Raw genomic sequence first — 23,694 nt, 5'->3', positions numbered from 1 at the left:
CTCCGGGCGTCGTGGTGGTGGTCCTCGTGCGGGGCGGGGCCATTAATTAGCAGCGCTAGTTTAAGGCGCCCAGGCCCTACTATGTGGCGCATGGCGAGACCGCGCAAGCCCCTCCTGAGCCGAGACCGCATCGTCGAGGCGGCATGCACGCTGGTGGACGCGGAAGGGCTGGAGGCGGTGTCGACGCGGCGGCTGGCCGCCGCCCTCGGGGTCAGCGGGCCGTCGCTGTACAACCACTTCCGGACGAAGGACGAGATCCTGGAGGCGGTGGCCGATTCGGTGAGCGGCCGGGTCGACTTGTCGATGTTCGACGGCGACCGGGAGTGGCGGGAGGCCCTGTACGACTGGGCGCACTCCTACCGGGCCGCCCTGGCCGACCACCCGAACATCGTGCCGGTGCTGGCCCGGGGGCCCGGGCGTCGCCCGGCGGGGCTGCGGGTCGCGGACGCCGTGTTCGGCGCCATGACGGCGGCCGGGTGGCCACCGGCCCAGGCGACGCGGATCGGCGCCCTGATGCGGTACTTCATCCTGGGCTCGGCGGTCGCGTCCTTCGCCCGGGGTTTCGTGGACGACCGGACGGCATACGACCCGGGCGACTACCCGCACCTGGGCCAGGCCCACCTGCTGGCGGAGCGGCAGGTGGAGGTGGACGAGGGCGCCTTCGAAACGGGCCTGTCCGCCCTGCTGGACGGCCTGGCCCTCCAGTACGAGGCGTTGCGGCAGCCGTAGTGACGACTGCCGCAGCCTGTCCCGGAGGGCGTGCCGGAGATTGCGCCCGGAGGGCGGCGGGCGCTCGGAGGGCGGCGGGCGCTCGGGCGGACGGCGGCCGAGGCCGGCCGGCGGGCGAGGCCATGCCGGCGGGCGAGCCCGGCCGCCGGTTCCGGCGGGCGATGGCAGGCGGTGGGCGGTCGGGCAGCGGGCGCTAGAAGACCACCAGGGAGCGGCCGCCCTTGCCGGCCAGCATGTCGTCGAAGGCTCCCGGGATGCCGTCGAGGCCGATGCGCTCGGTGACGAGGGCCCCGAGGTCCAGGCGGCCGGCCCGGACGTGGTCGGCGATCACCGGCAGGTCGCGGGCCGGGTCGCTGTTGCCGTAGACGCAGCCGGTGAGGGTGCGGGCGAAGTGGAAGATCTCCAGGGCGTGGAAGGTGACCTGCTGCTCTTTGCCCCCGATGCCGACGACGGTGGTGCGGCCGCCGCGACGCGTGGACTCCCACGCACCCCGGATGGTCTCCGCCCGGCCGACGCACTCGATGGCGACGTCCGCGCCCCGGCCGGCCGTGAGAGCGCGGACCTGCTTGGCGGTGGTGTCGGACGCGAGGACGAACTCGGTGGCTCCGGCCGCCCGCGCCAGCTCCTCCTTGGCCGGGGAGACGTCGACGGCGACGATCGGGCCGGCCTGCGCGATCCGCGCGGCCTGCAGGGCGGCAAGCCCGACCCCGCCGACACCGAAGACGGCGACCGACTCGCCGGGACGGACCTGGGCACTGTGGTGGACGGCGCCGTAGCCGGTGAGGACGGCGCAGCCGAGCAGCGCGGCCTCGGCGAGCGGGATCCCCTCGGGCGCGGGCAGCACGCAGTTCGCCGCCACCACCGTCTCCTCGGCGAACGCGGCGACGTTGAGCCCGGGGTGCAGCTCGGTGCCGTCGGCGTCGTGCGCGTAGACGGCGCCGACTCCGGTGAGGGCATTTGAGCAGAGCCAGACCTCGCCGATCAGGCAGTGGTGGCACTCCCCGCAGGACGGGGCCCAGTTGAGCACCACCCCGTCGCCCGGGGCGACATGGGTCACGCCCTCCCCCACCGCGAGCACCGTCCCGGCGCCTTCGTGGCCGAGGACGGCGGGGACGGGGACCCGCATGGTGCCGTTGGTGAGGGAGAGGTCCGAGTGGCAGACACCGGCTGCGGCGAGCCGCACCCGGACCTGGCCCGGGCCGGGTGCGGGCAGCACGATGTCCCGGATCTCCAGCGGGGCTCCGACGGCGGGCAGGATGGCGGCGCGGACCATGGTCGTTTCCGTCTCTCGGGGCGGGTGTGTGGGCGGGGCGGGCGGGTCCCGGAACTGCTGCGGGCGGTCTCAGAACTGCAGGGACTTGGTCTGCAGGTACTCGGCCAGGCCGTGCGGGCCCAGCTCGCGGCCGACCCCCGACTGCTTGTAGCCGCCGAACGGCGCGAGCACGTTGAAGCGGCCGCCGTTGATGTCCACCTGGCCGGTGTCCATCCGGCGGGCGAAGGCGACCGCGGTCTCCTCGTCCGCGGCCCAGACGGCTCCGCTGAGTCCGTACACGGTGTCGTTGGCGATGCGCAGGGCGTCCTCCTCGTCCTCGTAGCGCAGGATCGACAGCACGGGGCCGAAAATTTCCTCCTGCGCGATGGTCATCTCGGGCGTGACATCGGCGAACACGGTCGGGGCGACGAAGTAGCCGTGCTCGTGGGGCGCGTCCGGGCCGCCCGCGACGAGGCGCGCCCCTTCCTCGACGCCCTTGACGATGTACGCGCGAACCCGGTCGCGCTGCTTGGCGTTGACGACCGGGCCGACGCGGGTGCCCGGCTGGGTGGGGTCGCCCGTGGCGTACTTGGCGACGGCGGCGGCCGCGAGGGTGACGGCCTCCTCGTACTGGTCCCGGTGGACGAGCATGCGGGTGAGCGCGTTGCAGCTCTGACCGGAGTTGCGCATGACGTCGGCCACGCCGGCAGAGACGGCCTTGACGAGGTCGGCTCCGGGGAGGATGACGTTGGCCGACTTGCCGCCCAGTTCGAGGGCGACCCGCTTGATCGCGGCGCCGGCGGTGGCGCCGATCCGGCGGCCGACGGCGGTCGAGCCGGTGAAGGAGACGAGGTCGACTCCCTCGTGCGCGGCCAGCGCCTGCCCGGCGACCGGGCCGGTACCGGTCACCAGGTTGAAGACTCCGGCCGGGACGCCCGCCTCGTGCACGGCTTCGGCGAAGAGCTGTGCGGTCAGCGGGGTGTCCTCGGCCGGCTTGAGTACGAGGGTGCAGCCGGCGGCGAGAGCGGGTGCCACCTTGGCAACGATCTGGTGCAGCGGGTAGTTCCAGGGCGTGATGGCCCCGACCACGCCGACCGGTTCGAGCAGCACCGTGGAGTTGCCCAGGCGTTCCTCGAAGACGTAGGAGGCGGCGAGTTCGGCGTAGGAGGCCGCGACCCCGATCGGAGCGCCGACGTGGACGGCCTCCGCGAAGCCGAGCGTCGTTCCGAGTTCGGCGGTGATCGTCTCGGCGATCTCGCCCTTGCGGGCGACCAGGACGTCCCGCAGGGCCCCGATCAGGGCGGCCCGTTCGGCGGGAGCCGTCGCCGCCCAGCCGGGCAGGGCCGCGCGGGCCGCCCGTACCGCGGCGTCCACGTCCTCCGCGGTGCCGGCCGGGACCCCGCCGATGACCTGCTCGTCGGCCGGGTTGACGACCTCGATCCGGTCGCGTCCCGAGGCGGGCCGCCATGCGCCGCCGATGTACATCCCGTCGTGGGCCTTCATGGCTTTCCTCCCGAGCACGCGCGAGCGTGTAGACGCCGACCTCGCGGACAGCCTACAAACTAGCAACGGTAGTTTTGCGCGCGCCAGGGTTCACCGGGATCAGATGATGCCGAAAAGCATCCCTGCCGCGAGGACCACGAGGGAGGTCAGCGCCGCCCATTTCACGGTGAAGCGGGTATGGTCGCCGAATTCGACCTTGGCCATGCCGACGAGGACGTAGACGGCCGGAACCAGTGGGCTGGACATGTGCAGGGCCTGCCCGACGAGGGAGGCGCGCGCGATCTCCAGCGGCGAGACGCCGTGGGCGGCGCCGGCTTCGGCCAGCACCGGCAGGACGCCGAAGTAGAAGCCGTCGTTCGACATGAAGTAGGTCAGGGGCAGGCTGAGCACTCCGGTGACGAGCGCCATGTGCGGGCCCATGCCGTCGGGGATGGCGGCGACCAGCCAGTCGGCCATGTGCTTGACCATGCCCGTGCCGGTGAGGACGCCGGTGAAGACGGCGGCCGCGAAGACCATCCCGGCGACGTTCAGGACGTTGTCGGCGTGGGCGGCGACGCGGGCCTTCTGGTCCGGCATGTGGGGGAAGTTGACCGTGAGGGCGAGGGCCGCACCCAGCAGGAACAGCACGGGGATCGGGAGCAGCTCCATGATCATCGCGGTGAGCAGGGCGACGGTCAGGGCGGCATTGAACCAGTAGAGGCGGGGGCGGAGGGTCGGCCGGCTCGGGTCGAGGCCCTGCGTTCCGTCGGCGCTCTCCTCCCCGGCGGGCGTGACCGGTACCGGTTCGGGGGCCGGTTCGAGGTCCGCGCCTTCTCCCGCGGCGCGGGGCACGGGAGCGCGGCCGCCGCCGGGCGCGACCGTGCCGGATGCCACCGCGGCCGGCTCGGCCACCAGCAAGGCCTCGTGCGGCTGCTCGCCGGGCAGCACGAGGGTGCCGACGCGGCGGCGTTCCTTCACGCCCAGCACGTAGGCGAGTACGAGCACGAGCACCAGCCCCATGGCGAGGGCCGGGATCATGGGCACGAAGATGTCGGCGGCGTCGAGCTTGAGGGCCGTGGCCGCGCGGGCGGTGGGACCGCCCCAGGGCAGGGTGTTCATGACGCCGTTGGCGGTGGCCGCGACGCCGGTCATGACGACCAGGCTCAACCCGAGCCGCTTGTAGAGCGGGTACATGGCCGAGACCGTGATCATGAAGGTGGTCGAGCCGTCGCCGTCGAGCGAGACGACCGCGGCGAGCACCGCGGTGCCGACCACGACGCGCATCGGGTCGGCCTTGCAAAAGCGCAGGATGCCCCGCACGACCGGGTCGAAGAGGCCGACGTCGATCATCACGCCGAAGTAGACGATGGCGAACATCAGCATGGCGGCGGTCGGGGCCAGCTTGCCGACGCCGTCGATGACGTAGTCGCCGAGGTGGGCGCCTTTCCCGGCGAACACGCAGAAGAGCGCGGGGATGAGAACGAGGGCCGCGATGGGCGACATTTTCTTCATCATGATCAGGACGAGGAAGGTCCCGATCATGGCGAAGCCGAGGAGAGTCAGCATGCAGGGAACGTAGGCTCCGCCTCCTTGTGCCAACAAGACGTGAGCGTGTGAGCAATACGAGCAAAACCCCAGCTCAGGGCAGGGGTGTCAGCTCGACGGGGAAGCCGTTGAGCACCGCCGTGCCGGACAGCGGGTCCAGCCGGGTGCCGTCCAAGAGCTGGTTCACGTTGACTCCCGGATCGGTGGCGGCCACCGACAACCGGGAGCCGGCCCGGTCATGGCCCCAGCCGTGGGGGAGGCTGACGACCCCGGTGCGGACGGTGTCGGTGACCTCGACCGGAGCGTCGAGGGCTCCGCCGTCGGCCGTGATCCGGGCCCTGCCGCCGTCGGTGAGCCCGAGCCGGTCCGCGTCGTACGGGTGGACCTGGAGGGTGCAGCGGTTGGAACCCCCGACCAGGGCCGGGACGTTGTGCAACCAGCTGTTGTTGGACCGCAGATGGCGGCGGCCCACGAGCACCAGCCCGGCGGGGCGTCCGGCGAGCGCCGCGCGCAGCCTGGGCAGCTCGGCCACGATCGGGTCCGGCAGCAGCTCGATCCTGCCGCTGCGGGTCCTCAGCACGCCCGGGAGCCGGGGGCGCAGCGGACCCAGGTCGATGCCGTGCGGGTGCGCGAGCACCCGTTCCAGGCTGAGTCCGGCCTCGGGCGGGCCGTCGATGCCGCTTTCGGGCGCGCCGGTACCCGGCCCCGCGCCCGTGCCGGCGTCCGCGCGCAGGTCGGAGGCGAACCGGTCTCCGTACGGTCCGAGTCGGAGCATCAGGTCGAGGCGCCGCTCGGGGCCGCTGTCGCCGGTGAGCAGACCGGCCAGGCGCGCCGGGTCCTCGCCGTGCAGGGGGGAGTGCGGGTCGGCGGTCTCCTTGGCGAGGGTGGCCTGGATGGCCAGTTCATCGACGGCGGAGGGGGCGGCGCTGCCGTGCATGCCGGAGACGGCGAGGACGAGACGGGCGTGGATCTCGCACTCGTCGAGCCGGTCCGCTTCGAGGGGGACGGCCGGCCGGGTGTAGCGCACCTGGTTGCGGATGGCGAAGCCGTTGAAGGCGAAGTCGTGGTGCGCGCTCTGGGCCGGGGGCGGCGGGGGCAGCACGACGTGGGCGTGGCGCGAGGTCTCGTTGAGGTAAGGGTCCACGCTGACCATGAAGTCGAGGCCGGCCAGCGCCCCGTCGAGGCGGCGGCCATCGGGGGCGGACAGCACCGGGTTGGCCGCGATGGCGATCAGCGCCCTGATGCGCCCCTCCCCCGGTGTCTCGATCTCCTCGGCCAGTGCGGCGGTGGGCAGTTCGCTCTTGACCTCGGGGTGGCCGCTGACCCGGCTGTGCCACCGGCCCATGGCGAACCCCTTGCCGGGGCCCGCGGGGCGGGGCCGCGGTCCGGCCGCCGCGAGCGGGAAGAGGGCTCCGCCCGGGCGGTCGAGGTTGCCGGTGAGGATGTTCAGTACGTCGACCAGCCAGCTGGCGAGGGTGCCGTACTCCACGGTGCAGCTGCCGATCCGCCCGTACACGGCGGCGGTCGGCGCGGCCGCGAGCTCGCGGGCGAGGGCGCGGATCTCGGCGGCCGGGAGGTCGCAGGCGGGGGCAACGGCCTCGGGGGTGAAACTCGCGAGCGCGGCGCCGAGTTCCCCGAGTCCGTCGGTGTGTTCCGCGAGGACGCCGGGGGCCGTCAGCTTCTCGGCGAGCAGGGTCTGTGCCAGCGCGGCCAGCAGCAGGGCGTCGCTGCCGGGGCGCGGGGCGAGGTGCCGGTCGGCGAGCCGGGCGGTGCGGGTGCGGCGCGGATCGACGACGACCAGCTTGCCCCCGCGTGCGCGCAGGCCTTTGAGCAGCCCGGGGAAGTCGGGCGCGGTGCACAGTGAGCCGTTCGATTCGACGGGGTTGGCGCCGAGCAGCAGCAGGAAGTCGGTGCGGTCCAGGTCGGGTACCGGGATGGCGAAGGGGTCGCCGAAGAGCAGGCCGCTGGAGACGTGCTTGGGCATCTGGTCCAGGGTGCTGGCGGTGAAGAGGTTGCGGCTGCCGAGGGCCTTGAGCAGCAGCGGGGGGTAGAGGGCGCCGGCCATGGTGTGGACGTTGGGGTTGCCGAGGACGACGCCGACGGACTGGGTTCCGTACTCCCGGACCAGGGCGGGAACGGCCGCGGCGATGGCGTCGTACGCCTCGTCCCAGGTGGCTTCCACGAGGCGGCCGGCGCGGCGGACGAGGGGGGTGCGCAGCCGGTCGGGGTCGGCGTCGAGGGCGCCGAAGGAGGCGCCCTTGGGGCAGATGAAGCCGCGGCTGAACACGTCGTCGCGATCGCCCCGGGCGCCGGTGACGGTGCTGCCCTCGATCGTGAGGGTGAGGCCGCAAGTGGCCTCGCAGAGCGGACAGATGCGCAGGGCGGTGCGGGGCATGGACCCTCCTGGGGGCGGCAGGCTGCGGCGGCGGGCCGACGGCGCACCGAGCATACCGACCGGTAGGGAGGTTGGGGAGGGAGGCGACGGGTCTCACTCCGCCGGCTCTTGCCGGACACCCGCGGCGGGGCCGGGGCGCCGACGGCACCCGCGGCACCGGCTCAGTCCAGCACTCTCGCCAGGTACGCCTGCATCATGGCGCGGGTTTCGGCGATGATGCCCGGGTCCCCCGCCGGGTCGGTCCGGAAGGCGAGTTGGAGGAGCGCGTCGGTGGCTTCCACGGCGACCAGGACCGCCCGTTCGAGGGCGGCGTCGGGAGCGAGCCCGAGGTGGCGCGAGAGCAGCTCGGTGAGCCGGACGGCGACCAGGTGGTTCGGGTCGGCCGCGGGCCCTTCGGGCGGTGGCGCGGGCACTCCGAAGTCCACGAGGGCGAAGCCGGGGACGCTGCGCTTCATGGCCAGGTACTCGTCCAGCACCGCGTCCACGACGGGCCGCCAGTGGGTGCCGGGGAGCGCGGCGAGCCGTTCTCGGATGCCCTCGGCGTAACGGTCGAGGTTGCGGTGCGCGAGGGCGATGGCCATGGCCCGCTTGTTCCCGAAGAAGCGGTAGACCGAGCCGATGGGCACTCCGGCGCGCTGGGCCACGGCGCGGGTGCTGAGGTTCTCGTACCCGGTCTCGTCGAGCAGTTCGGCGCAGGCGTCGAGGATGCGGGCGAGGCGGTCTGCGCTGCGCTGCTGGACCGGGGTCCGGCGCATGGGCTGGGCGGGGGGCACGGGGTCCATCATGCCGCTCCTGGCGGGTGCTCGGGTCGGCGGCCTCAGTTCAGCAGGAGGCCGAGCCCGCCGATGGTGTAGGTGATCATCAGCGCGAGCAGCGGCAGTTGGCCGGCGACGGCCTTGGCCGGCGGGAAGAGGCGTACGGAGCGGTCGTGCGCCGCGATGACCCCGAGGACGTGGCCGGTGACCACGGCCACCACCTGAAGGGCGGCGAGGGCGCCGGGGCCCAGTGGCGGCAAGGGTCCCGGGGCGTTGTCAGTGCCCAGTGCCATGATTACCGTGCGTGGTCCTTCGGTGACGAGGAGGGAGAAGTAGTGGGCGGTGAGATAGCCGAGGGAGATCGGCACGAGTGAGTGCGCGAAGGCGGTCAGCGGGCCGGGGTGCGGGCCGCTGACGAGGCGGGTGGCCGCCGCGCACAGGCAGTACAGGGTGGCGACGAGGGCGATGGAACCGAGGAGTCCGAGCGTGGCCGCGGGGGTGCGGCCGAGGGGGGAGGTCTGTATCGCGTTGATCCAGGAGGGGTTGTCGGAGAAGCCGTCGTAGGCGGTGGAACCGAGCAGGACACAGACGGTGGCGACGAGTCCGGGCCGCTCGGGCGTCGCGTCGAGTCCGTGGAAGGGGTTGCGGAGGACCAGGCGGCGGTCGTCACGGCGGCCGAGGGGGGAGAAGCGGGCCAGGAGGTCGGAGTACGCCTCGAAGGCGTCTCCGGCGGCGAACCAGTTCTCGCCGAAGCGGGCGGCGAGGGCGAGTTGGACGGCGGTGTAGCCGCCCAGGGCGGACAGAAGGGTGGTGGTTGATGCGGGATCCGGTGAGACGAGCTCCAGCCAGGTGAAGCCGAACAGCCCGACCGCGGCGGGCCACTGGCCGAGCCCGGCGGGGAGCGGCCGGCCGGGGCCCCGGCGGGGCAGGGCCCGGGCGAGCAGCCGGTGCAGGGTGCGCAGCGGGTCGAGGAGGCGCCAGACGGGGCCGAAGAGGAGGGAGGCGGGGACGAGTCCCACCCAGAACAGGACGTAGACGGCGCCGGGAGCGGGGTTACGCGCCGGATCGTCGGGACCGAGGAGGAGGTGGAGGAGTACGGCGAGGGCTGCGGCGAGGCCGAGTCCGCGCAGGGCGGTGCGGGTGGCCGGCGCGTCGGCCACCCGCTGGAGCCCGGCGGGCAGGGCGAGTCCGGAGCGGTCGCCGCGGAACCGGGAGGTGGACCAGAGCAGGCCGAGGGCGAGGAAGGAGACGAACAGCGCGGCGAAGGCGCCGGCGAACGCGTAGAAGGGAGATATCGGCAGATCGTGCTGGGAACCGATCCCGTGCGCGAGGAGGGTGACGGCCGGATCGGCCGGGTGCGGGACCACGTCCCGGCCACCGCAGTCGCCCCCCGCGCACGGGGCGGAGAACAAGAGCGGTCCCGCCGGGGTCATCGGACGAGGAGCTGGGTCAGGACGAGGTCGGACTCGTGGGTCTCGACCTCGAACAGGCCGGTGCGGTCGGCCGTCAGGATCAGGATGGCCTCCTGACCTGCGGGCAGGGCGAGTTCCTTGTCGTAGCCGTGGACGTGCACGGTGTCCGCGCGGTCGCTGGTGACCCGCAGGGCCACCCGCTCGCCGCGCGTCACCTCGATCCGGCCGGGGGCCGGGGTGACCTTGCCGGCCCGGACGGTGAGGGTGACCGTCCGGTCGGCCTCCTGGGTCGCCGGCGGCGGGGTGGCGGCGTCGCGGGTGTGGCCGGCCGCGCCGGGGGCTCCGCCGGTCAGCGGGACGGAGGCCTCCACCGCTTTGCCGCCGACGGCCCAGGCGGTGTGGTCGTCGGCGTAGAGGCGGACGGTCAGGGTGTGCGCGCCCACGGGCACCTGCGCCGCGGGCAGGTGGAACCAGGGGCCGTACACCCGGGCCAGCTTGCGGCCGTCGAGCTCCAGGTGGGCGTGGCCGGCGCCGGGGAGGGCGGCGCCGCCCGTGCTGTCCGGGGTGAAGCGGAAGCCGGACACGGTCAGCTGGAGGTTCCAGCCGTCCTCGGAGTCGGGGCGTGCGGTGAGGCGTACCTGTGGCGCGCCCTCGGCCGGCACCTCGCGCAGGTGGTGGCCGGCGTTGTCCTGGGCGGGGAGCAGGGTGCCGACGTTGCCGGAGGCCTGCTCGTGGCTGGTGCCCGGCTTGTGGTGGGTGGTGGCCCGGCCCCCGCAGCCGGTCGCCGCGCCGGCCGTGAGCAGCACGAGGAGCGCGACCAGGGCTGTGGTCCGGGCGGTCCGGGCGGTCCGGCGGGGCCGGCGCGGCGCTCGCCGGGTGAGGGGAGCGCAGGCGTCGCAGGCGACGCGGTCGGCGGGGCGCTCGGTCACGGGGTGCCTCCGGTGGTGTCCGGTGAGTCCGGGCCGGCTGCGGCGCTCAGGGCCGGGGCCGGGCCCGCCGGTGCCGGGGCGCGGTCGCCGTCCGGGTCGCCGCCGGGTCCGGCGGGGCGGGCCGGGGCGGAGCCCGGGCGGGCGGAGGCGACGACCGCCCACAGGATCCAGAGCACCGCCACGAGGCCGCGGATCCAGGCGGGGCTCAGCGGTATCCACGGGATCATCAGGACGGCCTTGTCGAAGGCGTCGAGCAGGGTGAGCGCGCCGAGCAGCAGGGTCAGCCGGGCCAGCCAGGGCCGGCCCGGCCGCAGCGCCAGGCCGGCTCCCGTCCACCAGAGGCCGAGGAACAGCAGGGCGAGCGCGGGGACGAAGGTCGGTTCGAGCTTCATGGTGGAGCCGGCGACGTCCAGCACCAGCCCCGCCGCGCCCAGCAGCGATGCGGCCGTCCCGAGCCGCGAGTGGCGAAGGCGGCGCCACCACAGCACTCCGCCGACCAGCAGCAGTACGGCGGCCACGGCGAGTGCGAGCTGGGTCTCCACCCGCTCCAGACCGCGCGCGCCGTACCAGTCGCAGCCCGCGGGAAGTTTGCGCGCCTGGACGTTGTAGTCGGCGCAGACGAGCAGTTGGACCAGCTTGACCGGTTCGCCGGCCAGCCGCGCCGAGTCGCCCGAGACCGGTCCGCGGCGGTCTCCGCACTCGGGCAGGGTGCCGGGTGTCGAGCCGTCCGGCCCCGGTTGCCAGCAGTTGCCGCGGCCCTGGCCGTCCCACCACACGTCCATGCCGTTGGGGCGGGACGCACCCGACTTGTCCTTGCCGAGGACGTTGCCGGCGTAGCGGTTGTGGTGGGAGGTGTCCGCCTGCTTGGACCACGCCTCCTCGCCGCGGATGAAGGCCGGCACGGCACTGAGGAAGAAGCCCGCGCGCCGGTGCCCGTACACCCAGTTGTTCTCGTACAGGTTCCAGTTCCCGCCCGCGGTGATGACGCCCGTGCCCGGGGGCATGGAGATCTGGGGGCAGACGACGCCCTGTTCGTAGCCGCGCTCGATGGGCGGCTTGGCGCAGGTGCCGTCGGCGACGTTGGGGTAGTAGTCCGCATTGTTGTCGTGGATCAGGTTCCGCTCGAACTTGGCGTGGTTCTGGGGCAGTCCGGGGTGTCCGGGGAAGGCGCTGTCCATCGAGGCGCCGCCCATGTTCTGGTCGAACTCGTTGTCGTGCACCCAGACCGAGTCCCCGGCGGTGCCGGAGTAGCCGACCATGTTGTGGTGGCTGTGGCAGCCGGTGATCTCGATGGAGTAGCGCGGGACGTCGTAGCCGCGGTCGTCGTTGATGTTCGAGGCGCTGCCGGGGTAGATGCCGGAGTCCCCGTTCCCGTAGGACTCGCAGTTCTTGTACAGGCCGTGGTCGCTGGCGAAGGTCAGGAAGCCGTACTCGTCGTTCCAGCGGGTGAGCACGTCGTCGATGACGAAGCCGTCGCCCGCGAGCACGTAGAGCGAGTTGAAGGTGGTGCGCTGGGCGGTGAAGTTGCGGAAGTAGATGCCGTTGGACTTGTCGGCGCGGATGGCGTTGAGCTTCTGGTACTTGGCGTCGATGACCACGTCGAGCCGGGAGGCGCCGGTGCCCTCGATCTGGAGGTCCGTCTTGCCGAGGACGGCGACCAGGTTCTGGTTGTGGCGGCACTGCTCCTGCTGCTCGTACGACAGGATCTGGTAGCCGAGCGCCGAGTTCGGGGCCTTGAGGTGGGCGCATTCGCCCGTCGGCTTGGGGAGCGAGGGCTCCTCCTCGTACAGGCCGGGCAGGATCGCGATGTTCATCCCGGCCCGGTCTACGGCGTCGACGGCGTCCTGGAGGTGGCGGTAGCCGGTCTTCTCGCACCGCTCGTAGAGGGCGAGGTTGCGCTGCCTGAGGTCTTGGGGGAAGCCGGATATCCGGCGCTCGAAGTCAGGCCGGTCCGTCTTGCAGACCAGCAGGTCGGGCTCGGCCTGGCGGTACTCGGGCACGGAGCCGGTTCCGTCGGGGAGGGTGACGGGGCGCTCCTCGTGCGCGGCGGCGGGGGGCGCGGCGGCGAAGAGGGACAGGAGAGCGAGGAGGGCGGCGAGGAGCACCGCCGGCACGGCAGGAATCCTGCGGGTCCACGGCATGCGCGAGAGAGTAGAGCAATGTTCACCTTTTCGGATCCCCTCGGGACCGAATCACCCGGACTCCACCCTCCGGCCGGACGCGACCGCTTCGTCGGTGCCGGGGGGCGTTGACGGCGGGCGGGCATGAATCCTACTGTCAGGCATAGGATTCCTACGGCAGACCCGGGAGCGTTGCATGAGTGACGGCGGCAGCACCAGCGAGCAGGCCACGAAGACCGCGGAGGGGCTGGAGTACCTCACCGGCTTCGGGAACGAGCACAGCTCCGAGGCCGTTCCCGGGGCGCTCCCCCATGGCCGGAACTCGCCCCAGCGTTCCCCCCTCGGCCTCTACGCCGAGCAGCTCAGCGGCAGCGCGTTCACCGAACCGCGCACCCACAACCGCCGCTCCTGGCTCTACCGCATCCGGCCCTCGGCCGCGCACCCGCCCTTCACCCGCCTCGACAACGGCGCCCTGCGCAGCGCGCCCTTCACCGAGACCGTTCCCGACCCCAACCGGCTGCGCTGGAACCCGCTCCCGGACCCGGCCCCCGGCACCGACTTCCTGGCCGGCCTGTGGACCCTGGGCGGCAACGGCGACGCCACCCAGCGCACCGGGATGGCCATCCACCTCTACGCCGCCAACGCCCCCATGACGGACCGTGTGTTCAGCGACTCCGACGGAGAGCTGCTCATCGTCCCCGAGCGCGGCGGCCTGCTGCTGCGCACCGAATTCGGGCTGCTCAGCGCCCGCCCGGGCGAGATGGCGCTGATCCCGCGCGGCGTCCGCTTCCGCGTCGAGCTGCTGGACGAGGACGCCCGCGGCTATGTCTGCGAGAACTACGGGCAGCCCTTCGAGCTCCCGGACCTCGGCCCGATCGGCGCCAACGGCCTCGCCGCCGCCCGGGACTTCCGGGCCCCGGTGGCGGCGTACGAGGACGTCGAGCGGCCGACCCGGGTGATCAACAAGTTCTGCGGCAACCTCTGGTCCGCGACCTACGACCACTCCCCGCTCGACGTGGTCGCCTGGCACGGCACGCACACCCCGTACGTCTACGACATGCGCCGCTTCAACGTGATCGGATCCATCAGCTTCGACCACCCGGACCCGTCGATCTTCACCGTGCTGACCTCGCCCTCCGACACCCCCGGGCTCGCGGGCGTGGACTTCGTCGTGTTCGCGCCCCGCTGGCTGGTCGGGGAGGACACCTTCCGGCCGCCGTACTTCCACCGGAACGTGATGAGCGAGTACATGGGCCTGATCGAGGGCGCCTACGACGCCAAGGCCGAGGGCTTCGTGCCCGGCGGCGGCTCGCTGCACAACATGATGTCCGCGCACGGGCCGGACCGCGAGACGTTCGACCGGGCGAGCGCCGCGGAGCTGAAGCCGCAGAAGATCGATGACGGCCTTGCCTTCATGTTCGAGACCCGCTGGCCCGTCACCGCCACCGCCCAGGCGGCCGGCGCCGGACACCTCCAGCGCGGGTACGACGACGTGTGGCAGGGTCTGGAGCGCCACTTCCGCGCCTGAAGGGCGCCAGCCGTCAAAGTCCGGCCCGCGGAAGTCCCGCTCGCGACAGCCCCGCCCACGTCCCGCCCGTACGGAGAAACGCCGTGACCGCCTTCGCCCCCGACTCCCTGGTGCTGAACCGCAAGCTTCCGCTCTGGTACCAGGTCTCCCAGTCGCTGCGCGCCTCGATACTGGGGCGCTCCCCGGACGCCTCGCTGCGGCTGCCCACCGAGGAGCAGCTGGCCGGGCACTACGGGGTGAGCGTGCTGACGATGCGCCAGGCGCTCAAGGAGCTGGAGGGCGAGGGGCTGATCAGCCGGCACCGGCGGCGCGGCACCTTCATCGAACCGGGCGCCCGGCGCGGGACACCGGTGCGGCTGCTCGGCTCGGTGGACGCGATCGTGGCCCAGCAGTCGGGCGAACGTACGACGGTCCTCGGCCAGGCCCGCGCGGCGGTGGCCGGGGACCTGCTGGAGTTCTTCCCGGACACCGCCGAGGTGGTCACGTACCGCCGGCTGCGACACGACAGCCAGACCGGCGAGCCGAGCAACTGGGCGGAGAACGCCGTCCTCCCGGAACTGGCCTCGGCGATCGATCCGGCGGATCTGGAGCGCTGGCCGATGACGAAGGTGATCCGGGACGTCGTGGGCGTGCGGATCAGCCGGATCACCGACACGGTGGAGGCCCGGCTCGCCGACCCGGAGACGGCCGAGCTGCTGGCGGTCCCGCTGCTCAGCCCGATCCTGCACTACACGGGGGTGACGTACGACGAGGACGGCCGGGTGGTGGACGTCGCGCGGATCCGCTACCGGGGCGACCGGTTCTCGTTCACCGTGACCGTCGACGCGACCTGAGCGGCCCGCACCCGTTCACCGTGGGCGTTCTTCGTCCTCCGTACCCCGCTCGCCCTCCGCCTGGGACGGCGTGCCGCGCATGGTCTGCGGGTGCCGCTGCTGCTTCTCCTTCTCGTCCATGTCCTCGTCGAGGCGCTCGCCCTCGGCCTGCGACGGGGTCGAGTATTCGTCGTACTCACTCATGGCCGCCTCCTGCCGGATATGCACGCATAGGCGTACACAAGGAGCGTAACGCTTGGACCGGGCCCGGGCCCGGCCACCGCTCCCCGTCGATACCATCGGCCGCGTGAGCCCCGACGTACCGCCGCAGAACCCGCTGCTGGACGATCTGATGCCCTGGGCCGTACGCCCCCCGCGCCTGGGGCGGGACTGGGTGGCCGCCGCGGACCCCGCCACCTTGCGGGCCCGCTGGACGGCGCTCGCCGCCGCCGAAGGCGCGGAGCAGGAGCGGTTGTTCCGCCCCGCCCGCGGCCGTACGCCCGCCACCGGGGCGGCCGCGCTGCCCGGTCAGCGCTCCGCCACCGCCCCCTTCGCGGTCTCCCCCGGCCCCTGTCCGCAGCCCGTACGCGTCCTGCGCGCCCCCTTCGACGAGCAGTGGCTGCTGCCGGACCAGCGGCTCATCGACGCGGCCCGCCCCGAACTGTGGCGGGTCCGCGACGAGCCTCAGCTGTTCCTCGTGGAGGTCCCGGAACCGCTGGTCACGGCCCACCTGCCGGTCGGCCGCCTCGGCCGGGTGCGCCCCCTGCACCGGCGCCCCGGCGGCGCGGAGCCCAACCTCGCACCCGGCCTGGCGGCCCTGCTGGGCGAGCGCCACGGCGGCCCGGTCACCCCGCAGGACGTGCTGTGCTGGATCCTGGCGGCGGCCCGCCCCGGGCCCCGGGGGGCCTACGAGGTCCCGCTCGCCGCCGACCCGGAGCGCTGGCGCGCCGGGCTGGAACTGGGCCGGCGGCTGCTCGCGGTGCAGCTGCGCGGCGCGCGGGGCGGTGACCCGCCCCGGCTGCCGGGCGGGCGCCGGCCGTACGTCCGCTCGGCGGTCACGGCCTGGCCGGCCGCCCTCGCGTACGACCCGCAGACCGAGACGCTGGCCCTGGGGGACGGGAGCATCTCCCCCGTCCCGGCGGGCGCGTGGGAGTACGAGGCGCAGGGCGTGCGGGTGCTGGAGGCCTGGTTCGCGGCCCGCGCCGCGCACCGGACGGCGGAGGCGGAGGGGCTGGCGGCGCTAGGCCCCGCCGAGTGGCCGCAGGCCTGGACCTCGGAGCTGCTGTCCCTGGTGACGACCCTGGCGCTGCTCGCCGGTCTGGCTCCGCTGCGGGCGGCGTTCGAGCCGGGGCCGTCGCTGTCGCCCGCGCTGGAAGCCGCCGGGGTACTGCCCCCGCCGCACTGGGCCCGGCGCCCGGCCTCCGTCCTGGACCACGAGGAAGAGGGGCCTGGCGGCCAGTTCGCCCTCCTGTAGCAGAGCGCTGCCGGGCGCCCCCGGCCTACGGCGCCCACGTCCCCAGCAGCCGCGACACCGAGCGGTCGAACACCTCGCCCAGGTCGGCGGGGATGCCCGTCCACCCCGCGAGGGCGGCGGCCAGCCTCGGGTACTCCCCCGTCGCGATGCGGGAGCCCAGCCATGCCGTCCGTACGCTCTGCTCCTCGGCCTCGCTCCAGGGCAGGGTTCGCGTCCGTTCGGCCAGTGCCAGTTCGCTCGACACGTACGTGGCCACCGTGCCGTTGACGGCCGCGATCAGTTCCAGCTTCTCCCCGTCCGGCACGTCCAGCGGGGCCAGACAGGCCAGGCTGTGCTCCAGGTACCGCAGGGCGTTGGGGCCGAACCCGTAAACCGGGCTCAGCAGCCGGGGCAGCCAGGGGTGGCGGTGCATGAGCGTGCGCGTCTGGCGGGCCAGCGCCAGCAGGTCGGCGTGCCAGTCTCCGGTCGGCGCGGCGTAGGCGTACTCGCCGCTCACCGCGTCGACCATCAGCTCGTACAGGTCCTCCTTGCGCGGGACGTAGTTGTACAGGGACATCGTCCCGGCCCCGATCCCGGCCGCGACCCGGCGCATGGAGACGGCGTCGACGCCCTCCGCGTCGGCGATCCGCACCGCCTCGGCCGCGATCGAGTCACGGCTGTGCGCGGGCCGGGGGCCCCGGCCGGCCCGCTGCGGGCGGGCCCAGATCACTTCGGGTTCCGCGGTGCGACCGCTGGGTGTCATCCGCTCATCACCTCGTCCATCGCTCCATCGTAGTTACGTACACCGTACGCAGTGCGGTAGGGTTTCGCACATGACTACTACGTACGCTGTACTTAGTGAGGGTCTGGAGAAGAGCTACGGGAAGGTCCATGCCCTGCGCGGGCTGGACCTGGCCGTGCCGGAGGGCACGGTGTGCGGCCTCCTCGGCCCCAACGGCGCGGGCAAGACCACCGCCGTCCGGGTCTTCACCACCCTCACCGCGCCCACCGGCGGCCGGGCCCTGGTCGCCGGTCACGACGTCACCCGCGACCCGGCCGTGGTGCGCCGGGCCATCGGGGTCACCGGCCAGTACGCCTCGGTGGACGGGGACCTGACGGGCCGGGAGAACCTGCGGCTCTTCGCCCGCCTCGCGGGGCTGCGCGGTGCGGCCGGCCGGAGCCGGGCGGACGAACTGCTGGAGCGCTTCGCCCTGGGCGAGGCGGCCGACCGGGTCGCTTCCACCTGGTCGGGCGGTATGAAACGGCGCCTGGACCTGGCCGCCGGGCTGATCAACCGCCCCCGGGTGCTGTTCCTGGACGAGCCGACGACCGGCCTCGATCCGGCGGCGCGCCAGCAGATCTGGGCGGCCGTACGGGAACTCGCCGACGAGGGTACGAGCGTCCTGCTCACCACCCAGTACCTGGAGGAGGCCGACCGGCTCGCCGACGACATCGTGGTGGTCGACGGCGGCCGGGCGGTGGCCGGCGGCGCCCCCGCCGAGCTCAAGGCACGCATCGGGTCCTACGCCGAGGTCACCGTCGCCGACGGTGCGGCCCTCGCGGGCGCGGCGGTCGTACTCGACCAGCTCACCGGCGGCCGGCCCGTCCTGGACGAGGAACGCCTCACGGTCGGCGCCACGGTCCTGGACGGCGAGCTGACCCTGCCCCGGCTCATCCGGGCCCTCGACGCCGCCGGGATCCCGCTCACCGACGCCGCACTGCGCCCGCCCACCCTCGACGAGGTGTTCCTGCGCCTCACCCGGGTCCGAACCGCCACCGCCACCGGCCACGCGAAGGAGAACGCGGCATGAGCACCCTGCTGTCCGACGGCGGCGCCGTCTTCACCCGGCAGTTGCAGAAGGCGCGCCACGCGCCGGCACTGCTGATCCTCACCCAGACGATGCCGATCACCATGCTGCTCTTCTTCGGCTACGTCTTCGGCAGCGCGCTCGCCATGCCGGGCTCGCAGTACCGGGAGTTCCTGGTGCCGGGGCTGCTCGCCGCCACCGCCGCGAACGGCCTGATGACCGGTATGTTCACGGCCGCCCAGGACGCCCACCGGGGGGTGATGGACCGGTTCCGCACGCTGCCGATGAGCCGGGCCGCCGTACCTCTCGGGCAGACCGCCGCCGATCTCCTGACGACGGCGCTGTCGATGGTGCCGCTGATGCTGGTGGGGCTGGCGATGGGCTGGCGGACCGAGCACGGCCTGCCGGGCGCGCTCGGCGCCCTCGGGGTGCTGCTGCTGTTCCGCTTCGCCACGACCTGGACGGGTACGTACCTGGGGCTGCTGAGCAGGAGCGAGGAGGCGGCCGGCCAGCTGGGCAGCGCCACCTTCGTCCTGCCGATGCTCTCCAGCGCTTACCTGCCGACCGCCGGGCTGCCCGGGTGGCTTCGGGCGGTGGCCGAGTGGAACCCGATCAGCGCGGTCGCCGGCGCGGTGCGCGTGCTGTGCGGGAACGCGGGCGGCGAGGCCGCGGCGGGAGCCGCCTGGCCGGCGGCCCATCCGGTGGCCGGGGCGGTGATCTGGTCCCTGGTCCTGCTGGCGCTGTTCGCGCCGGCGGCCGCGCGCCGGTTCGCCCGCGGACTGAACTGAAACCGGGACGCCCCCCGGCTGATCCCCGCCGAGGCCACGGGCCGTCAGCCACCCGGCGGCCGAGCGGAGCTCGCGAGATCTCGACACCCTGCGGGATGACAGGTCCGGGTCCGAGCCGGTAGGCAGGCTGTCATGGCTCCTGATACGCACCCCGCGCCGCCCGCCGCCGATCCGCTGCCCCTCGACGGCATCACCGTCGTCGCCGTCGAGCAGGCCGTCTCGGCCCCCTTCGCCACCCGCCAGCTCGCCGATCTGGGCGCGCGGGTGGTCAAGGTCGAACGCCCCGACGGCGGCGACTTCGCCCGTGCCTACGACACCACCGCCCAGGGCCTCGCCTCGCACTTCGTCTGGGCCAACCGCGGCAAGGAGTCGATCGCGCTGGACCTCAAGGACCCGCGCGGGCGGGACGTCCTGCACGGCCTGCTGGACGGCGCCGACGTCTTCGTCCAGAACCTCGCCCACGGCGCCGCCGGCCGGCTCGGCATCGACTCGGCCGCGCTGTGCGCCCGTTACCCGCGGCTGATCGCCGTGGACATCTCCGGCTACGGCCCCGAGGGCCCGTACGCGCACAAGCGCGCCTACGACATGCTCGTCCAGTGCGAGGCGGGGCTGGTGTCGGTGACCGGCACCCCCGACCAGCCCGTCAAGGCGGGGATTCCGGCGGCCGACATCGCGGCCGCCATGTACGCCTTCTCGGGGGTGCTCGCCGCCCTCCTGCGCCGCGGGACGACCGGACGCGGGGGGCGGGTGGAGGTGTCGATGCTGGACGCCCTCGCCGAGTGGATGGGCCACCCCCTGCACCACACGATGCACGGCGGGAGCCAGCCGGTACGGACCGGCCTCGCGCACGCGGTCATCGCACCCTACGACGCCTACCCGACGGCCGACGGGGACCGCGTACTGCTGTCCGTTCAGAACGACCGCGAGTGGCGTCGGCTCGCGCAACAGGTCCTGGACCAACCGGAGTTGGCGGACGATCCGGCGTACGCGACGAACGCCGCACGTACCCGCGGCCGGGAGAAGACCGACGCGGTGGTGGCGCAGGCGCTCGCCGCGCTCGACGCGGACGAGGCGATCGGGCGCCTGGAGGCGGCGGGGATCGCCTGCGCGCGGCTGAACTCGGTGGCGCGGCTGGCAGAGCACCCGCAGCTGGCGGCCCGCGACCGCTGGCGGGAGGTGGGCTCACCGGCGGGCCCGCTGCGGGCGCTGCTGCCGCCGATCGGACTGCCGGACGGGCCGCCGCCGCGGATGGGAGCCGTGCCGGCGCTCGGCGAACACACCGGGGCGCTGCTGCGCGGCCTGGGGATGACGGACGAGCGGATCACGGCGCTGCGCCGGGACGGTGTGATCGCCTGACGGTACGGGAGCCCGGCCGGCCGGGTCCGGCCGGGGTCCGAGACGGCCGCAGCGGGGCCCGGCATCCCGGCGCGGGCGCGCCGGGAGCACCGGGTACCGCAGGGAAGGGCCGGTGCACACCCGGGCGGCCCGAAGGCACTGCCGGGTGCACCGCGGACGGGAGGGGCCGGGGGTGCGGCCGGGCCGGCCGGCCGCCTTGCAGGGGCAGTTACGAGCGGCGGCTGCCGAAGAGCGTGCGCCGCAGCCGGCGCAGCGGCGCGAACAGCGCGACGCGCGCGCTCCGGCTCCGCTGGACGTGCGTGTGGTCGCGGAAGGTGAGTTCGCGCATCAGCAGCGTCGCCTCCGCGGCCTCGTGGTGCGGGACGGCGGGTCCGCCCAGCACGGCGAGGTGGCGGTCGAGGCGCGAGCTGGTCGCGCTGCTGCCGCAGGTGATGGCAGGCACGCGAGGCGGCCTGCTGCGCATTGCTATCTGTTCCATGTCTCTCCCCACCCGTACGAGGGCACCCGGCCCGGGCAGGTTAACCCTATCGCCCCGGCGTCGCCCCCGGGTATCCCGGTGGTGTGAATTACCCCTATACCTACGGGGAGTTGACGGTTACTCAGTGCAGTCGGCGATCACTCTCCGCACAGGACGGACCGGGCCGGATCCGCATCGGCGGCCCTCTTGCGGCAGTCCTGTCACGACAGGGGTCAGGGCCCTCCCGCTGCGCTAACTTGGAGTGATCGTCCGGTAACGGGTACGGGGGGCTCCGGTGAGCGCGAACGTGGATGGGGACGGGCGTGTCATCGCCGGCCGGTACCGGCTGCTGGGTCCGCTGGGCCGGGGCGGCATGGGCACCGTGTGGCGGGCCCGGGACGAGGTGCTCGGCCGCGAGGTAGCGGTGAAGGAGGTCCGGGCTCCCGCCGGGCTGGACGCGGCCGAGGTCGAGCGGATGTACCGGCGGCTGGAGCGGGAGGCCTGGGCGGCGGCCCGGGTCTCGCACCGCGGGGTGGTGACCGTCTACGACGTGGCGACCGAGGACGGCCGGCCCTGGATCGTGATGGAGCTGGTGCGCGGGCTCTCGCTGGCGGAGGTACTGGAGGGCGAGGGTCCGATGACCCCGCAACGGGCGGCCCACATCGGCGAACAGGTGCTGGCCGCGCTGCGCTCCGCGCACGGGTCGGGTGTGGTGCACCGGGACGTCAAACCCGCCAACGTGCTGGTCGCCAATGACGGCCGGGTGCTCCTCGGCGACTTCGGGATCGCGAGCCTTGAGGGCTCGTCCGCGATCACGATGACCGGAGAGGTGGTCGGGTCGCCCGAGTTCCTGGCGCCGGAGCGGGCGCTGGGCCGTGAGCCGGGTCCCGCGTCGGACCTGTGGTCGCTCGGGGTGCTGCTGTACGCGGCCGTCGAGGGGGCTTCGCCGTTCCGCCGGGACACCCCGCTGGCCACGCTGCGGGCGGTGGTCGAGAGTGAGCTGCCGCCGCCGCACCGGGCCGGGCCGCTGGCGCCCGTACTGGAGGGGCTGCTGCGCAAGGACCCGGCCGGGCGGCTGCCCGCGCCGGAGGCGGCCCGGATGCTGCGCGTCGTCGGCGCGGGAGGGACCGTACGGCCCCCGGGCGGCCCGGCGTCGGGGCCGGACGCGCCGGCGAGCCGGACGTACGCGCCGTCGGGGCCCGACGCGCCCACGACACCGGTGTACGGGCGCAGCCCCGCCCCGGGTCCCTACGGCCCGGTGCCCGCGCCGCCCGTCGGTACGCGGGAGGCCGCTCCGCGATCCCGGCGGACGCGGGCCGGACTGGTCCTGACCGCCGGGGTCCTGGTGCTGCTCGCGGCGGTGGTGACGCTGGGCCGGCTGCTGCTCGACGACCGCGGGGAGCCGGGCGCGCACGGCGGCGGGAGCGGCCCGGCGGGCTCGGCGCCGGCGACCACGGGCCCGCCGCCGGCCCCTTCGGCATCGCCCTCGGCGTCGCCGTCGCCGAGCGGCGGACCGACGCCGGGACAGCGGGTGACGCTCTACGTCCACACCCTGCACGGCGGTTACCGCGGTGCCTGCCCGCCGCGCCCGGCCGACGCGCCCGCCTTCACCGGCACGATCGAGGTGGCCGCCGTCCCCGCCGAGGTGGAGTACCGCTGGGTGACCCGCGGTGCGGCCGCCCCGGACGCGGGCTGGCAGAGCGTCACGTACGCGGCGGGCGGCGCCCGGACCCGGCGGTTCGACCACACCGAGTCCGGCGGCGGCGCCGGTGGAGGCTCCGACGACGCGGTCCGGCTGGAGGTGCGCCGGCCCGCCCGGGCGGTGTCGGCGTGGCTGGACTTCTCCGTGACGTGCGAGGAGGAGACCCCGACGGCCGGGGCCTCCTCCTCCGCTCCGCCGGCTCCCTCCGGCTCCCCGAGCCCGGCGCCGGACCCGGGGAGCACGCCGTAGCGGCCGGCCGGGTCCTTATGCCTTGCCGGTGAAGACGGGCAGGTAGCCGCTCGACTGCCCGGTGGCGGTCGGGTGGTAGGACTCGCCGATGTCGGCCCAGTTGAGGCTGTGCAGCCACGCGCTGCCGGAGCAGATCTCGTGTCCGGTGAAGGCGCCGGTCACCGAGGCGAAGGTGAAGCCGTGGTTGGCGGCGCGTTTGGCGATGGCGGCGTTGAGGTAGTCGGCGGCGCCGTTGATGGCGCTGCGTTCGCCCTCGGTCAGACCCGCGATGCAGGAACCGTTCAGCTGGTAGAAGCGGGGATAGCCGAGGACCACCACGTGGGCGGCCGAGGCGCGGCTGGAGATGGCGTTGTAGACCTGGTCGAGCTGACCGGGCAGGGTGGAGTCGACGTACGCCTTGGCCTGGTTGACGCGGTTGACGCAGGTGGACTCGGACTGGAGCACACAGGTCGTCATGACGTCGGAGAATCCGGCGTCGTTGCCGCCGATGGTGATGCTGACGAGGTCGGTGCCGGAGTTCAGCGGGCCGAGCTGGCCCGAGAGCACGTCACCCGTCCGGGCGCCCGAACAGGCGACGAACGAGAAGGTCTGCGGGGAGTGGGCGGCGGCCCACAGGGCCGGATAGGCGCGGGAAGTGCGCTTGCAGTCACCGCTCCCGCTGTCGTAGTTGCCGGAGCCCACGCCGGAGGAGTACGAGTCTCCGAGGGCTACGTAGCCGAAGTCGGCCTGGGCGGAGGCGGCCGCCTGGCCTGCGCCGAAGAGGGCGGCGCCCGCGGCGAGTAAGAGGGCGGAGGTGAGGGTGGCGAAGCGCGACAGGCTCTTGCTCATGTGTGCGGCTCCTAGTGGGGGTTACTCCTGAGTCGTTGGTACAGCGCACACGGCCTGGCTGGAAGTGTTCATGCCAAGAATGTTCGGAGTCGGG

The 23,694-nt window shown here is 73.8% G+C and carries 20 protein-coding genes; 8 read left to right on the top strand and 12 right to left on the bottom strand.

The annotated features are described in order from the left end of the window. Nucleotides 1-90: 90 nt before the first annotated feature. Nucleotides 91-729 (top strand): TetR/AcrR family transcriptional regulator, encoded by a 639-nt coding sequence (locus ACWGH1_RS15640; protein ID WP_453354406.1) that lies wholly within the window; start codon nt 91-93, stop codon nt 727-729. 193 nt (nt 730-922) lie between these two features. Here ACWGH1_RS15640 and ACWGH1_RS15635 read toward each other — a convergent pair whose 3' ends face one another. The 8 genes from ACWGH1_RS15635 to ACWGH1_RS15600 all read right to left on the bottom strand — a co-directional run bounded on the left by ACWGH1_RS15635 (nt 923) and on the right by ACWGH1_RS15600 (nt 12,640). Further along, on the bottom strand, nt 923-2,002 hold the full coding sequence (locus ACWGH1_RS15635; RefSeq protein ID WP_453352274.1) for a Zn-dependent alcohol dehydrogenase: 1,080 nt from the start codon (nt 2,000-2,002) through the stop codon (nt 923-925). Nucleotides 2,003-2,071: 69 nt separating this feature from the next. Further along, nucleotides 2,072-3,484 carry an aldehyde dehydrogenase family protein gene (locus ACWGH1_RS15630; protein ID WP_453352275.1) on the bottom strand — a complete coding sequence of 471 codons (1,413 nt, stop codon included), beginning with the start codon at nt 3,482-3,484 and terminating at the stop codon, nt 2,072-2,074. Nucleotides 3,485-3,583: 99 nt separating this feature from the next. Next, entirely contained in the window at nt 3,584-5,029 is a 1,446-nt protein-coding gene (locus ACWGH1_RS15625) for a CitMHS family transporter (protein WP_453352276.1), read from the bottom strand. 73 nt (nt 5,030-5,102) lie between these two features. Beyond that, entirely contained in the window at nt 5,103-7,403 is a 2,301-nt protein-coding gene (locus ACWGH1_RS15620; RefSeq protein ID WP_453352277.1) for a molybdopterin-dependent oxidoreductase, read from the bottom strand. Between the two features lie 161 nt (nt 7,404-7,564). Next, nucleotides 7,565-8,185 (bottom strand): TetR family transcriptional regulator, encoded by a 621-nt coding sequence (locus tag ACWGH1_RS15615; RefSeq protein WP_453352286.1) that lies wholly within the window; start codon nt 8,183-8,185, stop codon nt 7,565-7,567. Between the two features lie 35 nt (nt 8,186-8,220). After that, nucleotides 8,221-9,525, bottom strand: coding sequence for a hypothetical protein (locus ACWGH1_RS15610; RefSeq protein ID WP_453408726.1), 1,305 nt, complete (start codon nt 9,523-9,525; stop codon nt 8,221-8,223). Nucleotides 9,526-9,587: 62 nt separating this feature from the next. Further along, complete coding sequence (locus ACWGH1_RS15605) at nt 9,588-10,391, bottom strand: hypothetical protein (protein ID WP_453352287.1); 804 nt, start codon at nt 10,389-10,391, stop codon at nt 9,588-9,590. A gap of 104 nt (nt 10,392-10,495) precedes the next feature. After that, nucleotides 10,496-12,640, bottom strand: coding sequence for a right-handed parallel beta-helix repeat-containing protein (locus tag ACWGH1_RS15600; protein WP_453352279.1), 2,145 nt, complete (start codon nt 12,638-12,640; stop codon nt 10,496-10,498). Nucleotides 12,641-12,815: 175 nt separating this feature from the next. On the opposite strand from ACWGH1_RS15600, the gene hmgA reads away from it, so the two are divergent. Together hmgA and ACWGH1_RS15590 are read left to right on the top strand one after the other, a co-directional pair. Continuing rightward, nucleotides 12,816-14,147, top strand: coding sequence for a homogentisate 1,2-dioxygenase (gene hmgA / locus ACWGH1_RS15595; RefSeq protein WP_453352280.1), 1,332 nt, complete (start codon nt 12,816-12,818; stop codon nt 14,145-14,147). A gap of 83 nt (nt 14,148-14,230) precedes the next feature. Beyond that, the gene (locus ACWGH1_RS15590) at nt 14,231-14,980 is read left to right on the top strand and encodes a GntR family transcriptional regulator (protein WP_453352281.1); all 750 of its coding nucleotides are present in this window, start codon (nt 14,231-14,233) and stop codon (nt 14,978-14,980) included. Between the two features lie 15 nt (nt 14,981-14,995). On the opposite strand, the gene ACWGH1_RS15585 is transcribed toward ACWGH1_RS15590, so the two are convergent. Further along, nucleotides 14,996-15,163: a hypothetical protein gene (locus tag ACWGH1_RS15585; protein WP_453352282.1), complete on the bottom strand. Its 168-nt coding sequence runs from the start codon at nt 15,161-15,163 to the stop codon at nt 14,996-14,998. Between the two features lie 148 nt (nt 15,164-15,311). Between ACWGH1_RS15585 and ACWGH1_RS15580 the strand changes: the two genes are divergently transcribed. Beyond that, entirely contained in the window at nt 15,312-16,433 is a 1,122-nt protein-coding gene (locus ACWGH1_RS15580; RefSeq protein WP_453352288.1) for a type ISP restriction/modification enzyme, read from the top strand. Between the two features lie 25 nt (nt 16,434-16,458). On the opposite strand, the gene ACWGH1_RS15575 is transcribed toward ACWGH1_RS15580, so the two are convergent. Continuing rightward, entirely contained in the window at nt 16,459-17,175 is a 717-nt protein-coding gene (locus ACWGH1_RS15575; protein WP_453352283.1) for a TetR/AcrR family transcriptional regulator, read from the bottom strand. Nucleotides 17,176-17,245: 70 nt separating this feature from the next. On the opposite strand from ACWGH1_RS15575, the gene ACWGH1_RS15570 reads away from it, so the two are divergent. The 3 genes from ACWGH1_RS15570 (at nt 17,246) to ACWGH1_RS15560 (ending at nt 20,364) form a co-directional block, all read left to right on the top strand. Continuing rightward, nucleotides 17,246-18,223, top strand: coding sequence for an ATP-binding cassette domain-containing protein (locus ACWGH1_RS15570; protein ID WP_453352284.1), 978 nt, complete (start codon nt 17,246-17,248; stop codon nt 18,221-18,223). Further along, the gene (locus ACWGH1_RS15565) at nt 18,220-19,008 is read left to right on the top strand and encodes an ABC transporter permease (RefSeq protein WP_453352285.1); all 789 of its coding nucleotides are present in this window, start codon (nt 18,220-18,222) and stop codon (nt 19,006-19,008) included. Before ACWGH1_RS15570 ends, ACWGH1_RS15565 begins: the two co-directional genes overlap by 4 nt. Nucleotides 19,009-19,140: 132 nt before the next feature. Beyond that, nucleotides 19,141-20,364 carry a CaiB/BaiF CoA transferase family protein gene (locus ACWGH1_RS15560; protein ID WP_453357780.1) on the top strand — a complete coding sequence of 408 codons (1,224 nt, stop codon included), beginning with the start codon at nt 19,141-19,143 and terminating at the stop codon, nt 20,362-20,364. A 208-nt stretch (nt 20,365-20,572) separates the two neighbouring features. Here ACWGH1_RS15560 and ACWGH1_RS15555 read toward each other — a convergent pair whose 3' ends face one another. Further along, nucleotides 20,573-20,842, bottom strand: coding sequence for a hypothetical protein (locus ACWGH1_RS15555; protein WP_453352425.1), 270 nt, complete (start codon nt 20,840-20,842; stop codon nt 20,573-20,575). Between the two features lie 274 nt (nt 20,843-21,116). On the opposite strand from ACWGH1_RS15555, the gene ACWGH1_RS15550 reads away from it, so the two are divergent. Beyond that, nucleotides 21,117-22,772, top strand: coding sequence for a protein kinase domain-containing protein (locus ACWGH1_RS15550; RefSeq protein ID WP_453352426.1), 1,656 nt, complete (start codon nt 21,117-21,119; stop codon nt 22,770-22,772). 15 nt (nt 22,773-22,787) lie between these two features. Here the strand turns inward: ACWGH1_RS15550 and ACWGH1_RS15545 are convergent, their stop codons facing one another. Continuing rightward, the gene (locus ACWGH1_RS15545) at nt 22,788-23,600 is read right to left on the bottom strand and encodes an SGNH/GDSL hydrolase family protein (RefSeq protein WP_453352427.1); all 813 of its coding nucleotides are present in this window, start codon (nt 23,598-23,600) and stop codon (nt 22,788-22,790) included. Nucleotides 23,601-23,694 lie beyond the last annotated feature (94 nt).

The sequence above is a fragment of the Streptomyces sp. NPDC054883 genome (assembly GCF_053610645.1).
The sequence above is the reverse complement of the archived record's forward strand: the minus strand, read 5'-3'. Positions and strand labels throughout refer to the sequence as shown.